Raw genomic sequence first — 14,219 nt, 5'->3', positions numbered from 1 at the left:
TGTCACTTATTAGAGCCGTCTAAGAACGAAATTAGAATGAGATTAGAATTTTTTATTTAAGTATTATAGGTATTTCTATTAGGAAGGCTAATTTTCACAAGAGTTCCTTTGTCAATTTGAGTGACAAACCTAATTTCTCCTGAATGAATTTTAATAATACGGTACGCAAGCGGAAGTCCAAAACCAAAACCTTTTATTCCCCTTACGTTAGAAGCACGAAAAAAGGGTTCAAAAATATTTTTTAATTCATCTTCTGGTATACCAATACCCTCATCTTTAATTGTTATTGATATATAATCAATATTAGAAAATACTTTTACAGATACTTTTTTGTTTTCTGAAAATTTACAAGCATTCTCAAGTATATTTCTTAATGAAACATTTAGAAGAGATTCACTCCCCATTAATGTAATAGCATCTTCATTTTCTGGTAAGTCCTCAAAATTAATCTCAATTTTATTATTTGGGATTGCTACATCAATATTCTCTTTGATACTTAAGATCATCTCATCAACCCGAATAGGCTCAATTAAAACCCCCTTAGAATCAAAGTCTGTTTGAGCAAGTTTTAATAATCCATTTACTAGAAAATCAAGACGTGATGCCTCAAGATCTATATTTTTAAGTATTGAGTGATATTCTTCCTTACTTCTTGCTTTACTAAGTGCAATTTCGGTCTGACCCAAAATTGCTGTTAGAGGATTTCTAAGTTCGTGTGATGCATTATTGATAAAATTACTTTGCAGATCAAAAGAAATTTGTAATCTATCCAACATATTATTAAAAGTCTTTGCAAGTTGACCTAGCTCATCTTTTCCATTAGTAATATTTAAACGTTGGGATAGATTTTCTGCTCTTATAGAATTAACATCATTAATAATTTTAGCGATAGGGCTTAGTGCTTGCCTAGCATAATATCCTCCTAAAATTAGAATAAAAATTATACTTATAAAAAAAGCAATAATAAGCGTGTTTCTTAAATTATCTAGTTTGCCAAAACCATATAAATCTGTTGCAGATAAAACCACAATGAAATCTCCTTCATTGTCATGGTAAAGTAACCCTGTATAATAATAATCACCTAATTTTAACTCTGCGTATTCTTGAGAAAAAATTTCTTCATAAAAACTCATTGGTAGCGATACATCAAGATTTACTAAAGGAACTTTGCGTTCCCCGTCAACAGGATATATAATTTCCTTTTCATTAGGCAAGGTTTGTAAATGACGAATCCTAATATCATCATAAATATCAATATTTAGCTCATCTGCCTCTAAATATGCTTGTGCTGCAATAGTTGCCCTTTGACTTAAGCGAAGATAAAATTCACTCTCTGTATATTTTTTTGAATTATAATAAATAAGTATAAATATGCCCGTCAAGAATAAACTAGTAAGAACTATAAAAATAGATGTAATTTTTGTCCTTAATTGCATAATTTTTTTATTCGCTTTTTATTACATACCCCATACCAATAACTGTGTGTATAAGTTTAGTATCGTGTTTTTTATCTATTTTATTTCTAAGGTAATTAACATAAACATCAACAACATTAGTGCCCATATTAAAATTAATATCCCAAACGCTCTCAAGAATATTAATACGAGTGGAGACTCTATTTTTATTTTTTAATAAGTACTCAAGTAACCTAAACTCTGTAGAAGTTAAGTTTATTTCAACACCAGCTCTCTTAACAATTTTAGCGTCAATATCCAATTCTAAATCTTCAATCGTTAATTTATGAATTGTATTTCCAAGCACTCCTTTTTTTCTCGTACGAGCCCTTATTCTAGCCAACAATTCTTTAAACTTAAAGGGTTTTACTAAATAATCGTCAGCTCCAGCGTCTAGCCCTTTTACAATATTTTCTGTAGTTCCTAAAGCCGTTAACATAATTATAGGCAAGTTCTCATAACCTAGGCTTCTTATATTTTGTGCTACTTCTCTCCCATCAATTCCGGGTAAAATAATATCTAATACGACAAGATCTATTTCCTTCTGCTTCAATAACTCTAATCCATTTGTCCCATCATAAGCAACAAACACTTTATAACCAGACTCCTGCAAGCCTTGGCTAATAAATGCAGCTACATTGGGTTCATCTTCTATAATTAGAATTTGCGTTTCGATTATAATGCCTTTTTGTTATTAAAAAAACAAAGATAGATTATTGAAACTATGACTTTTAGTTTTAAAATTAGAATTACATTAGAATTGTAACTAATTAGCCATAAAAGTTTGTTTTGCCTATCCAGAGATGAAAATAAGCTTCAAAAAATTTTTGCTGATCTATTTTCTGAAATTTTAAAACAACAGAGATTTTTGTTTTCCAACTTACTATATAACTAGACGAGAAGAAAACAGATATTACTAAAATTCTAATATAAATTACAAGAAGCACTTATAATTTAACATTAATGCTTTAAAAATAGTCATGGTCATTTTTTATAACTTGTGGATTTTAAGTTTTTCTCAATGTAAAAAAGAAAGTTGTTCCAAAATCCACTTGGCTCTTTAACCAAATTTTACCACCATAGTTATTAATCAATTTTTTTACAATTGAAAGTCCAACTCCAGAAGAATCTTTTTGATCATTTAAAGTTTGGAATATTTGGAAAATCTTATCAAAATATCTTTCTTGTATACCAACTCCATTATCTTGTAAGGAAAAAGTGTAGTATTCTGCCTCAACTGTATATGTCAATAAGATAAGACCTTTTGATTTATCACAATATTTAATTGCATTTTCAATTAAGTTTTGAAATATTTGCATGAACTTAGTTCTATTGCCCTGAATTACAGGTAACTGTTGAGGGACTGAAAATGAAATATGTTCGTCAATTTGCAATGTCTTTTCAATATCCTTTATTACAGCATTTAAATCAACTTCATCATCTTCTTCATAAACATCATACCCTATTTTTGAATATTTTAGAGTATTAGTAATAAGATTATCCATTTGAAACAAAGTAGCATCAATTAGTTCAAAATTTTTAATTGTTTCAAAATTTAAACTATCCTTATTATCCTCCTTAATCCAAGATATAAGTGCGTTAATTGAACGTAACGGCGATTTTAAATCATGAGAAACTATATGAACATATTCTTCTAATTGTGTTTGATAATTTTCAATTTTTGCCAAATTTTCCGTTTGTAAAACCTTAGATGCTGCAATAGATGTAATGGTTAGTATGGTTTTTATTTGATTTTGATTAAAAAAATCAAAATCTATATGCCTCGAGTAAATAACTCCTACAACATCTTTTCCATTGTGCACTAATGGAACCGCTATTTCGCTTTTAAAAAAAGGTTTTAGCTCTCCTTCCATAAAAGCATTGTGAGTTTTGATTTCAGCAACTCCACTTTTTGCTACCTCTCCGATTAATCCTTTACCATAACAAATTACATCATGATTTTTTATCATTTCAGAATCAGGATTAATACGAATTAATCTTTTTTTATCATCATCCATTAGGTAAACTTCACACCAAAAATGATTAAAATAAGCTTTAAAATTGTCTGCTAGTAAATCAATAACTTCACTTGTATTTAATGTACTTTGTAAATCCTGAGTAAATGCATTAATTAATTTTAATTCACGATTACTAACAGTAAGTTGCTCCACCAATCGATTTTGGATTTGGATATTTAATGTTTCTTCTTTATTCATAATACTGGATTAGCAAATTATTTGTAGTGCTTTAAAGATGTTTCTACATTAGCATAAAGGGGGAAAATTTCATCACAATAAAAATCCTTTTCAAAAACAGTACGACCAGAAATACAATCTGAAAGCATAGTTACCTTGTAGCCTCTCTCATAGGCCGATCTACCGGTACTATCAATACAAATTGACGCTACTGTTCCTGCTAAAAGAACATGCTCCACCTCATTGTCTTTTAAATATTTATCTAGTGACGTATTTATAAAAGCATTTAATCCTAGTTTACCCGGTATTTCTGTTATTTTATCACCAAATACTTTAATTTCATCTATGGTTTCTGAACCACTAGTTCCTTCTTTAAACGCATTCACAGATTTAATTGTTTTTAATATACCTACTGGATCAGTTAACTCCTCATAGTTTTTTGAAAAGATAATTGGAGTAGATATAATTGGTATATTTTTTATATTTTCAATTAAGTTTACTGTGTTTCTGATGATATCTGTAACTTTAGAGGACTCTTCAACTACAGATCTTAACATACCGTCTTGCGCAAAATAATCGTTTTGATATCCTATAAGAATTAATGCTTTTTTCATACCTAATTTTTAATTTATAATTTCAAATACCTGTCAAAAATGTATATTTCAAATTAAAAAAAAGATAATCTATCGGTGAGTGGCAATTTTCATTAGACGGATGGTTTAATTTAAAAGACCAAAGGATTTTTAAAAAACAATAAAAATTTTTTTTAGATTAAATTAATATTAATTAAAGTAACATTTCAGAAAAAAATAACATTTAAATTAAAAGTATCATCTTATCCTTTCTATATAAAAAAATGAATTATCACCTGTTAACAAATCGACATCTAGAGGAGCTAAATCTGAATTTAAGAGGTAAAAACTAACCTCATCATTAGTGGTCAAATACTCCACAGTCTCAATAGTTCTTATAGGTTGAATATAAACGTTTGATGTTCCTACTACAGCACCTATTAAAGCAGAGGAAGACTCTGTAATTATAGTAAATCCTTTTTTTACTTGAAGTGATACACTAAGAGATGATGTCGCACCTAAAATATCATCTGGAGCTAAATTTATTGTTGCAAAAATTTTATAATATCCATTTTTTTTTGGCGTAAATGTATATGTTGAAGTATTGTACTCCTCATAAATGTCGATTAGTTCATCATTAAATGGAAGTATTTGCGCTACGCCACTTATTAAATTGACATCTATTTCATTGCTAGTTACAAATCTTGATTTAACTAAAGATTTCTCTAAACTATTAAATACTGCACTTGAGGAAATACTCTTCAATTTTCCATTTCTTGAGATTACAAGTAGTGAATCTTTCGCAAGTTCATAATTTATTTCATTTTCTACAGTTCTAATTCTCAAATCACCATTAATATCTAGAGTAGCTGTAGGATCCACAGTATTTATCCCTACTTGAGAAACCGATTGTGTGGCGATTAATAAAAATGCACATTTAAAAAAATTGGTAAGTTTCATAGTAAGAGTTGTTTGTAATTATATAACAAACATATTTATATATGAAACTTGATTATTTTAAAATTCGTTGAATGGAGGAGAAGTGTAGTTTAATGAAGTTTTTTGTTAGATTATTAAACTTTATTTTCTTAAATAAGAAGCGAAAACCTAGACTAATTTCGAGAAATCATGTTTAGAATTCTAAAAAAGAAAGGGATATAATTTGTTTAAAAAAAATTAAAGTAAGTTAAGCCTTCTCATTAACTCTGGTCTATTTGAACGGCTTACAGGAATTACGTTTCCATCTATAAGAACGCTATTATCCTCGATATCTACAATCTTACTAGTATTAATTAAATAAGATCTATGTACTTTTAAGAATAAGTTTACAGGTAGTTTTTCATGTATTTTTTTTAAACTAGAATGTACTGTATAGTTTTTACCCTCCGTTTTTAATAAAATATAATCTCCTTTTGCTTCAACTAAAATTATTGATGAAATATCTATTTTTATTAACCTCCTATCAATATTAATAAATAACTCATTGTCTTTTTGGTTGTTATCTGAGGATGAATGTGTGGCTCTATTTTTTTTTGAAAAAGTGGTTTTATTTACTTTTTCAAGAGTTTTTGCGAAGCGCTCTTTTGTTATAGGCTTGACTAAATAATCTTTGATACAGTCATACTCATATGCATCTATAGCAAAATTTTTATCTGAAGTCGTTAGTACAATTTTGGGTGGGTTTTTTAGAGTTTCTATTAAATCAAAGCCAGTAAAATCTGGCATATGAATATCTAAAAAAATTAAGTCTATTTCATTTTTATTAAGAAATTTAATTGCATCTAGTGCATTGCTAAAATCACATATTACATTTAACTCATCATAACTTGAACATAGATGAGCAATTATTGATCTCGCAGTTTCTTCATCATCTATTATAATACAATTCATATAAGTAATTAAAGTTTATTGATAAAATGATACATGTTATCTAATATTAACTCAAAAGATTCTTTACCTTCCAAGGAATGTTTTCTCAAATTTTCTTCATAAATAATTGCTAAATCATAACTTTTTTCAAGACCCAAAATACCAATTTTATGTTTTAACTTATGGACAGATTCGGCTGTTTTTTTTAAGTCTTTATCAACATTATCAAAATAAATGACAAACTCGTTAGGAAATTCTTCTTTTAAAGTAGCAATTAATTTAGCTCTAAACACCTTGTTTCCATCGCTTAAAGCATCAATGTAATTCGTGTTACATTTTTCCATATGATTATTTCTCTAGAGTAAAATAAAATGTAGTCCCCTCATCTACTACACTTTCAAGCCAAATATTTCCTTTATACAAATCAACAATTTTTTTCACAATTGACAACCCTATTCCAGAAGACTCTTTATTGTCGTTTAATGATTGAAAAATTTTAAATATTTTATCGTAATGCTCTTTTGAAATGCCTATGCCATTATCAATTACAGAAAATTGGTAGTATTTTTCAGTTTCTATAAAGTCAATCTGAATAATACCATTTTCTTTATCGATGTATCTAATAGCATTACTTATTAAATTTTGAAATAATTGTTGAAGTCTTGTCTCATCTCCTTTAATAATAGGCAACTTATTTAATACTTTAAATTCAATATGACTTGGAAAATATAAAATTTCCTTCAGGTTTTTGATTACTATGTTTAAATCAACTGGCTTAATAATTTTCTGCTCTGAAGTTACACTCGAATAATGTAAAATATCTGAAATTAATTGCTCCATTTTTTCTAAAGTACTCTCGATTAGACTAATGTTTTGCAGACTATTATTACCAAGTTTATCTAGATTATCTTCTTTTAACCATGACACTAAAGCAAAAATACTTCTTAATGGTGATTTTAAATCATGAGATACGATATGAGCATATTCCTGAAGTTCATTATTACTAATTTCAAGATTTTTTAATAACTCCTCCTTTTGTCTTTGAAGCTCTTTTGTATTTGAAATATCTAGTATAACTCCTATTGAACCTGTGACTTTTCCTTGATGATTATAATTTGGTGCCGAACTTACTAATAATGATCTAAAACTTCCATTTTTTGTTTTTATCCGAATTTCATTTGAGTCTGAATTACCATTTCTGGTTTGTTCTGCTATCTCGTTAACAGTTTCCTGTTCTTCTTCTGGTATAAGTACATTGATAGATTCCATACCAATTAACTCTTTTTCTTCATAACCTGTAATGGTTGCAAAACTTTGATTGACCATAACAATAATGTTATTTGTGTCAACTTCTATCAAGCCCAAATTCATATTTGCAATGATGCTGCTGTATTTTTGCTTTTCAACCTCTAAATTTTTATTATATTTTTTCTCTAAGGTAACGTCATTAAAACTCCATAAATGACCTTTAAAATCATCCTTTTCAAAAATTGGGGTAAAATTTCTCTCTAATATTTTACCGTCAACTAATTTTACCTCTTCTCGTGTTACGGGCTCTCTTTTAGAAATTATTTCTTTATAACGACTTACAAAACTTTCTGGCTCAAAGAATAGAGATTTGCTTTCTTCTGCTCCATTTGAGCAATCAACACCTTCATAAAATTCTGGAGGATTGGGCATATAAAATTGTTCACAAAATTTTTTATTTGTGAGTATTGCAACTCTATTTTCATCTTCTAAAAATATACCACTATCTAAGTTGAGAATTAAATTTTTAAATCTGTTTTGAGATTCCTTCAACAGAGTTTGAGCTTCCTTTTCTTTAGTTATGTCTTTATAACTCCAAAGATGACCTTTATACATTTTATCATTAAAAATGGGAATGTAATCTCGTTGTAATATTCGCCCATCAACTGTATGAAGTTCCTCAGAGAGTGTCTCTTTTCTATTTTTGATTAATGTATCAATCTTAGTTATAAATTTCTCTGGATTTTTAAATGCATATTTAGACTCATGAGCAAATCTCCCACAGTTTTTACCAATTAATTTTTCCGGTAAGTCAGAAATTTTAAATAAATCACATAGTTTTTTATTTGCAAGTACAATTTCTCTGTGTTCATCTTCAAGTAAAATACCACTATCTAAATTTCCAATCAGTGCTTTTAATCTACTTTCAGATTCAATACGGTTTAATTGAAGTTTTCTTTCATGAGTTATATCTCTTGCTATTCCCTGTATAGCAATAGGTTTACCTTTTTGGTTATAAATTACACTTGCATTAATATGAAGTTGTTTGACATTGTTATTTTTTGTAATAATTCTAACATTAAAATCTTTAAGTGCTCCTTTTTCTCTAATTAAATAAAATGCCTCAAAGGTTGGAACAATATCATTTTTGTGTACAAAATTTGATAATTGTATAGGATCTGATTTTGACTTGCACTCTAAAAGTTCGAAAGTAGCATCATTCATTTCTAGAACGTTACCATACAAATCCATTACACAGTATGCGTCAACGATATTTTTAAATACCCCCTTTAACTCAAGATCTTTCTTTGCTAATAAACTTTCTAATACATTATTACTCTCTTTGAGCTTATCTGTTAATTCATAGAGCTCAAATGCTTTGCTTTCTAAAATCTTTTCAGCTTCTTTTCTAGCGAGTTTTTCTCTTTCTAAAGCACGTTCTAATATATTTACCTTATCCTTACTCATTAGTTTTTAATAATAGAAAATTTCACTTCTGTTCCATTCTCTTTTATTTTTTCCATAGTAATTGTGGCTGAGGCCTTAAAATGGTCAAAAGTTTTATTCATTAACCCAAGTCCAAAATAATGCATCGATCTACTCGATTTGTAAATCATGTTAAGAGAGTCTTCTGTTTTATCTATAATTGTAAATGTTGGCAATTCTGCATCAGGGTATATTTTTAAAACCTCAAGATGTATGTGATTTTCTATTGATGCTAGCATTTCAAGAGGATCTTTATATGATTTGATTATTTCTGGATAGCTATCAACAATTACTTTAAAAAAATGCTCTGCATATACTAGCAATAAATCATCAATACTAATATTAGTATGGTTACTTAAGTGATTTAATAAACTTAACATTTCAGAAAAAGCATATGTACCTACAGCAGTATATGCCCCTTTAGAAGGTAAATTAGATTGTGTGATAATTTTATCAACCACCTCTAATCCAAATTTTTCTTCAACTAATTCTAAAAACTCTGTAAATACAATACCTTTCATTATGCTTTAATTAATTCATTCATACTCCAATAAGATAACAATGTATCAATTTTAGATACATAATCTTCATATTTTAATGGTTTAATAATATATCCAGCGATGCCTATATTATAACATTCTAAAATATCTTTTCGATTGTGTGAAGTTGTTAAAATAACTGTAGGAATGTACTTCATAACTTCATCATTTTTTAAAATTTTTAAAAATTCGATTCCGTTAATTTTTGGCATATTCAAGTCAAGGAGGATAATATCTGGAAGATCATTGTTGTTATTTAAATAATTTAGCGCTTGTTCACCGTTTTTTGCTTCATGAATATGGTGATTGAGACCAAGTTTATCTATAATCCTATGTATTTTCATTGTTTCGACCAAGTCGTCTTCAATAAAAAGGATTGACAGTTGTTTGTTCATTTATAACATTTAGAGAGGTTAAATAAATTCAAATATCTCATGTTTTAATGTTATTTGACGTTTATTTCGGTAAAAGTGTAAAGTTATGAAGACGAATGGAAATAAAGTGTAGACGAATGGAAATGTATATTAATATGTCAATAAACTTATTCCTTAAGCAGCATTAAGTTTAGTATTACAAGGATTTTCTAAAGTAGAAAGTTCATTAACAAGGTTTGCTATATCTGATTGAACCTCATACTTAAAAGTTATATATTCCTGTAGTTTATTAATGTCACATATATTTTTAGAAGCTAAATTTTCAAATGTTGATTCCATTTTTGAGATATAATCTAATCGCTCGATATTATGAGTAATTTGATTATTTATGTTTTTCTTTTTTTGAATTAAGTCCATTATTAAAATCTCTTGTGCACTATAATAATGTTTGTTTAAATTAATATCTGTGGTAGTTTCTGAAGTTAAAGTTTTAATTGAAATAGACTTTATTGAACCATTTGACCAATTTTCATTATTGAAAGTCACTTTTAAAAAACTAGTAGCAAACTGCATGTATTTTTCAAAACTTAATGAAGTTAGTTCATTTATAAAAACTAAAAAACATTCAAGTATGTATAAATTAGATCTAAGCATAATATCAAATTTTATTTTTTGTTGATAGCACAAACTTATGTGACTGCTAAGTGTCAATTTTTCAAAAATCGTTAGATGGGTAATTATGTGTAGACGAATGGTAATTTTGTGCAGTTATTTAAATTCAAGTAAATAGCACCCTATAAGAAATTGTTTAAACTAAAAATAAACATTAAAACCACGCAACTATTTTAAACCATAGCAGACTATAAAGAAAGAACAAAACAAAAATTGCTATGAAAAAAATCATTTTGTTAATCAGCATTTTAATAGTTATACTTTTTATCTCCTGTGAAAACGAACCTGTAGATATTGGAACATACGTCGAAAATACAGACAATGACACAGAAAATCCTGATGACCCTAATGAAAATCCAGACCCTGATCCTGATATTGATCCTGATCCAGATCTAGATCCCAACGAAGATTATTATACTGGTGGTATTTGTATAGGTAGCGGCGATTATCTTGTCAATCCTAACAATGTACCTGACGAAATAATTATTCCACAAGATTTACCTGAATTTTATGACTTGTCAGAATTCTTACCTCCGGTAATGAGCCAAGGACAACAAGGCTCATGTGTTTCTTGGGCAGTAACCTATTATATGAAATCGATGCAAGAGAATATAGAAACAGGAATTCCATTTAACGATATAAATATTATGAGCCCTGCCTATACTTATAACCAGATAACTTTAGGAAATTGTGTGGGTACTCAAGTAGAAGCAACACTAAGTATTCTAAAAAATAAAGGAGCTTGTTCTATGGATTCGTTTCCTTACACAGAAACAACATGCGTTGAACAACCTACTCAAGAACAGGATGATGAAGCTTTTCAAAATAGAATAAGTGATTTTAAAAATTTAAGTGGGGAAAATATGACTCTAGAGATGAAGGCTTTATTAAATGAACAAAAACCAATAATCATAACAGCATATTTGTCCTCTCAATTTGGCAGAGAAGATGATTTTGGACTATCCGCTTATAGAGAGCACGTAGTAGATTATAGTTTGGACAGATGCCATGCTATGCTGGTTGTAGGGTATTCAGATGAATATAACGCTTTTAAAATTGTAAACTCGTGGGGAGAAAACTGGGGAGACAATGGTTTTGTTTGGTTTGATTATAAAGCTTTTGATAATGCATCTGTTCAAAATGCAGCATTTAAGGTTATTAACCAAGCATTTATTGCGTATGATCTTTAATAAATATCATGAAAATAATTTTACAATGTAACGTATCTTGTATTAATTAAAAATAGTTATCGCATTTGACACAAGACCAACTCATAAAAAAATGTATAAAAAATAACCGTGCTGCTCAAAGTGAATTGTTTAAGCAGTACAAAGACACGCTCTACTTTTTATCATTAAAATATTGCCGCAATCAAGCAGACGCGGAAGACAATCTGCACGATAGTTTTATGACTATTTTTGATAAGATAAAAAACTACAGGCATGGCGGCTCTTTTGAAGGGTGGATGAAACGAATTACTATTTTTAAAGCAATTGATAAATACAAAACTAAAAAACCACTCGCTATTGAAATAAATGATGATATATTAACAGATAACGTTACCATTGAAAAGGAGTTAGCATACATTTCGATAGATACATTATTAAGCATTATTCAAGAACTACCAGATCAATATAGATTAGTTTTTAATCTATATCAATTAGATGGTTTTAGCCATAAAGAAATTAGTGTAATGTTAAATATTACAGAAAGCACGTCAAAATCAAACTACCATCGTGCAAAGCTTAAATTAAGAGATAAAATAAACGCATTTAGGAATACCCCAAACGCAAAGGCATATGAAAACTGAAAAAGAAATAGGAATAGCACTTGAAAAAAAGCTTCAAGGTGCGCATAGGTCACCTTCGCCAGATATGTGGGAAAAAATTAATGGTTCATTAGACAAAAAAGACCGTCGACGTAAGATAGCTTTTTGGCTTTGGGGCGCAGGCATTTTGATCATTGCACTCACAACTCTATACGTTGCAACAAGCAATAATGACACGCAGAATAAAATTGTAACTATTCAAGAAATTGATAATAATCAAACAAAAACAAATGCTTCGGAAATTAAAAACACCCAAGAAATCACTACAAATGAAACATTAAAGCAAGAAAATGTAACACCAAAAGGTTCAAAAGAAACTGATGGTAAAACAATAAATTCAACTCCAAATAAAATGAAGCAAGAGGTTAATATTTCAGCAAAAGAAAGCACCCTTAAAATTTCAGAAGACAAAGTAAAAAGTGCTACTCAAAACCATAAAAAAACAAAAGAAAGAGTTACTGATGAACAATATAAAGTGACAAAAAGCTACCGTTATTACAACAGCAAAACAAAAGAGGAAATTGTTACCGAAAATAAAAAAATGATGGATAGTGTGATTGAGAAAAACATGCAACTTCAAAAAAGTCTAGACTCTATTAAAAAGTTAAATGCAAAAATTGAAAAGAAAAAAGATTCAATTTAATTGTAACATTTACTAAAAAAATACGTAGTATAAATTACAAAGTAAATTATATTTGGATGTTTAAAACCACAATAATTTTTTATAAATTACTGTGGTTTTAAACAAATTAACGCAAACGACAGTACTATATCTAAGTACAACTTAGATTAACTGTTCGTTTTTTGATTGATGAATGCCTCCGGCTGATTACCGGAGGTTTTTTTATAATATTTAGTGTCAACAAAAAAATGTTTTGTGTTATTTTGATTTTCTATAAAAAAAGTATCTTTGAATATGGGATATACAATATGCTACATAAGTAAAGCCAAAGATGATTTAACGGAGTCTCAAATTGAAGAGATTTTCAATAAAACTTACACAGAAAACTCACTTAAATCTATTACAGGTATTCTTTTACACGGAATGGGAAATTTTTTTCAAATCCTTGAAGGGGAGAAAAATCACATCCTTCCATTATATGAAGAAAACATAAAAAATGACGAACGCCATTCAGATATTTTCGAGGTAATCAATAAACCCAAGGACACAGCAATATTTGCAAATTATCGTACACACTTCAATATTATAAGAACAAACGAACAACTTGAGGATGTAAAAAAGTATCTTCGCGAGCACGAAATAAACACAACAACAGATAAGTTTCAACGCTTGTTAAATTCTTTTATTCTTTAATCATGAGTAACACTCTTATTGCCCCATCAATCTTAGCAGCAGATTTTGCAAACCTTCAACGTGATATTGAAATGGTTAACAATAGTGAAGCAGACTGGTTTCATATTGATATTATGGATGGCGTTTTTGTCCCTAATATTTCTTTTGGAATGCCAGTATTGCAAGCCATTACAAAACATACAAAAAAGACAGTTGATGTTCACTTAATGATTGTTAACCCTGACAGGTATATTCAAACATTTGCAGATCTTGGCGCAAACATATTAACGGTACATTATGAAGCATGTACACATCTTCATCGCACACTACAAGCAATAAAAGCTGCTGGAATGCAAGCTGGTGTTGCCTTAAACCCCCACACAAATATTGCATTACTTGAAGACGTAATTAATGATATTGACCTTGTTTGCTTAATGAGTGTAAACCCTGGTTTTGGCGGTCAAAGTTTTATTGAAAATACCTATAAAAAAGTAGAAGCATTAAAGGAAATGATTGAAGATAATGGAGCATCTACTAAAATAGAAATTGACGGTGGTGTTACTGATAAAAATGCGAAACAACTTGCCAAAGCTGGTGCAGATGTTCTTGTCGCTGGAAGCTATGTTTTTAAATCAGATAACCCTACAAGTACTATTGCTGGATTAAAGGATTTATTAAAATAATAGTTA

Annotated in this window: 16 protein-coding genes; 5 read left to right on the top strand and 11 right to left on the bottom strand. The window is 28.9% G+C overall.

What is annotated here, in order from left to right; translation table 11 throughout:
* Positions 1 to 56: 56 nt before the first annotated feature.
* The 11 genes from GB234_RS12685 to GB234_RS12635 all read right to left on the bottom strand — a co-directional run bounded on the left by GB234_RS12685 (position 57) and on the right by GB234_RS12635 (position 10,390).
* Positions 57 to 1,436 (bottom strand): HAMP domain-containing sensor histidine kinase, encoded by a 1,380-nt coding sequence (locus GB234_RS12685; RefSeq protein ID WP_151894950.1) that lies wholly within the window; start codon positions 1,434 to 1,436, stop codon positions 57 to 59.
* A gap of 7 nt (positions 1,437 to 1,443) precedes the next feature.
* A complete protein-coding gene (locus GB234_RS12680) occupies positions 1,444 to 2,130 on the bottom strand; it encodes a response regulator transcription factor (protein ID WP_151894949.1) in 687 nt (228 codons plus the stop codon).
* Positions 2,131 to 2,461: 331 nt separating this feature from the next.
* A complete protein-coding gene (locus GB234_RS12675) occupies positions 2,462 to 3,670 on the bottom strand; it encodes a sensor histidine kinase (RefSeq protein ID WP_151894948.1) in 1,209 nt (402 codons plus the stop codon).
* Between the two features lie 17 nt (positions 3,671 to 3,687).
* Positions 3,688 to 4,263: a cysteine hydrolase family protein gene (locus GB234_RS12670; protein WP_151894947.1), complete on the bottom strand. Its 576-nt coding sequence runs from the start codon at positions 4,261 to 4,263 to the stop codon at positions 3,688 to 3,690.
* A 216-nt stretch (positions 4,264 to 4,479) separates the two neighbouring features.
* Positions 4,480 to 5,181: a hypothetical protein gene (locus GB234_RS12665; protein ID WP_151894946.1), complete on the bottom strand. Its 702-nt coding sequence runs from the start codon at positions 5,179 to 5,181 to the stop codon at positions 4,480 to 4,482.
* A gap of 216 nt (positions 5,182 to 5,397) precedes the next feature.
* Complete coding sequence (locus GB234_RS12660; protein ID WP_151894945.1) at positions 5,398 to 6,111, bottom strand: LytR/AlgR family response regulator transcription factor; 714 nt, start codon at positions 6,109 to 6,111, stop codon at positions 5,398 to 5,400.
* Between the two features lie 8 nt (positions 6,112 to 6,119).
* A complete protein-coding gene (locus GB234_RS12655) occupies positions 6,120 to 6,434 on the bottom strand; it encodes an Hpt domain-containing protein (protein ID WP_151894944.1) in 315 nt (104 codons plus the stop codon).
* Positions 6,435 to 6,438: 4 nt separating this feature from the next.
* Entirely contained in the window at positions 6,439 to 8,805 is a 2,367-nt protein-coding gene (locus GB234_RS12650; protein WP_151894943.1) for a PAS domain S-box protein, read from the bottom strand.
* Positions 8,805 to 9,344 (bottom strand): heme NO-binding domain-containing protein, encoded by a 540-nt coding sequence (locus GB234_RS12645; protein WP_151894942.1) that lies wholly within the window; start codon positions 9,342 to 9,344, stop codon positions 8,805 to 8,807. The genes GB234_RS12650 and GB234_RS12645 overlap by 1 nt, the downstream gene beginning before the upstream one ends.
* Positions 9,344 to 9,757 carry a response regulator gene (locus tag GB234_RS12640; RefSeq protein WP_151894941.1) on the bottom strand — a complete coding sequence of 138 codons (414 nt, stop codon included), beginning with the start codon at positions 9,755 to 9,757 and terminating at the stop codon, positions 9,344 to 9,346. The genes GB234_RS12645 and GB234_RS12640 overlap by 1 nt, the downstream gene beginning before the upstream one ends.
* 153 nt (positions 9,758 to 9,910) lie before the next feature.
* On the bottom strand, positions 9,911 to 10,390 hold the full coding sequence (locus GB234_RS12635) for a hypothetical protein (protein WP_151894940.1): 480 nt from the start codon (positions 10,388 to 10,390) through the stop codon (positions 9,911 to 9,913).
* Positions 10,391 to 10,626: 236 nt separating this feature from the next.
* On the opposite strand from GB234_RS12635, the gene GB234_RS12630 reads away from it, so the two are divergent.
* From GB234_RS12630 to rpe, 5 genes are all read left to right on the top strand, one after another.
* Complete coding sequence (locus GB234_RS12630) at positions 10,627 to 11,598, top strand: C1 family peptidase (protein ID WP_151894939.1); 972 nt, start codon at positions 10,627 to 10,629, stop codon at positions 11,596 to 11,598.
* Between the two features lie 65 nt (positions 11,599 to 11,663).
* Positions 11,664 to 12,218, top strand: a complete 555-nt coding sequence (locus GB234_RS12625; RefSeq protein WP_151894938.1) for an RNA polymerase sigma factor — start codon at positions 11,664 to 11,666, stop codon at positions 12,216 to 12,218.
* The gene (locus GB234_RS12620) at positions 12,208 to 12,879 is read left to right on the top strand and encodes a hypothetical protein (RefSeq protein ID WP_151894937.1); all 672 of its coding nucleotides are present in this window, start codon (positions 12,208 to 12,210) and stop codon (positions 12,877 to 12,879) included. The genes GB234_RS12625 and GB234_RS12620 overlap by 11 nt, the downstream gene beginning before the upstream one ends.
* 273 nt (positions 12,880 to 13,152) lie before the next feature.
* On the top strand, positions 13,153 to 13,551 hold the full coding sequence (locus tag GB234_RS12615; protein ID WP_151894936.1) for a BLUF domain-containing protein: 399 nt from the start codon (positions 13,153 to 13,155) through the stop codon (positions 13,549 to 13,551).
* Between the two features lie 2 nt (positions 13,552 to 13,553).
* Positions 13,554 to 14,213: a ribulose-phosphate 3-epimerase gene (rpe, locus tag GB234_RS12610; RefSeq protein ID WP_151894935.1), complete on the top strand. Its 660-nt coding sequence runs from the start codon at positions 13,554 to 13,556 to the stop codon at positions 14,211 to 14,213.
* Positions 14,214 to 14,219 lie beyond the last annotated feature (6 nt).

This window comes from Patiriisocius marinistellae (assembly GCF_009014635.1).
Lineage (GTDB): Bacteria > Bacteroidota > Bacteroidia > Flavobacteriales > Flavobacteriaceae > Patiriisocius > Patiriisocius marinistellae.
Note: the sequence above shows the minus strand (reverse complement) of the source record. Positions and strands in the feature narration are given on the sequence as shown.

Bases quoted from the DNA above. Each gene is read 5' to 3' on its own strand.
- GB234_RS12685 (WP_151894950.1), bottom strand. From the start codon at position 1,436: ATGCAATTAAGGACAAAAATTACATCTATTTTTATAGTTCTTACTAGT.
- GB234_RS12675 (WP_151894948.1), bottom strand. From the start codon at position 3,670: ATGAATAAAGAAGAAACATTAAATATCCAAATCCAAAATCGATTGGTG.
- GB234_RS12670 (WP_151894947.1), bottom strand. From the start codon at position 4,263: ATGAAAAAAGCATTAATTCTTATAGGATATCAAAACGATTATTTTGCG.
- GB234_RS12665 (WP_151894946.1), bottom strand. From the start codon at position 5,181: ATGAAACTTACCAATTTTTTTAAATGTGCATTTTTATTAATCGCCACA.
- GB234_RS12660 (WP_151894945.1), bottom strand. From the start codon at position 6,111: ATGAATTGTATTATAATAGATGATGAAGAAACTGCGAGATCAATAATT.
- GB234_RS12655 (WP_151894944.1), bottom strand. From the start codon at position 6,434: ATGGAAAAATGTAACACGAATTACATTGATGCTTTAAGCGATGGAAAC.
- GB234_RS12650 (WP_151894943.1), bottom strand. From the start codon at position 8,805: ATGAGTAAGGATAAGGTAAATATATTAGAACGTGCTTTAGAAAGAGAA.
- GB234_RS12645 (WP_151894942.1), bottom strand. From the start codon at position 9,344: ATGAAAGGTATTGTATTTACAGAGTTTTTAGAATTAGTTGAAGAAAAA.
- GB234_RS12640 (WP_151894941.1), bottom strand. From the start codon at position 9,757: ATGAACAAACAACTGTCAATCCTTTTTATTGAAGACGACTTGGTCGAA.
- GB234_RS12635 (WP_151894940.1), bottom strand. From the start codon at position 10,390: ATGCTTAGATCTAATTTATACATACTTGAATGTTTTTTAGTTTTTATA.
- GB234_RS12630 (WP_151894939.1), top strand. From the start codon at position 10,627: ATGAAAAAAATCATTTTGTTAATCAGCATTTTAATAGTTATACTTTTT.
- GB234_RS12620 (WP_151894937.1), top strand. From the start codon at position 12,208: ATGAAAACTGAAAAAGAAATAGGAATAGCACTTGAAAAAAAGCTTCAA.
- GB234_RS12615 (WP_151894936.1), top strand. From the start codon at position 13,153: ATGGGATATACAATATGCTACATAAGTAAAGCCAAAGATGATTTAACG.
- rpe (WP_151894935.1), top strand. From the start codon at position 13,554: ATGAGTAACACTCTTATTGCCCCATCAATCTTAGCAGCAGATTTTGCA.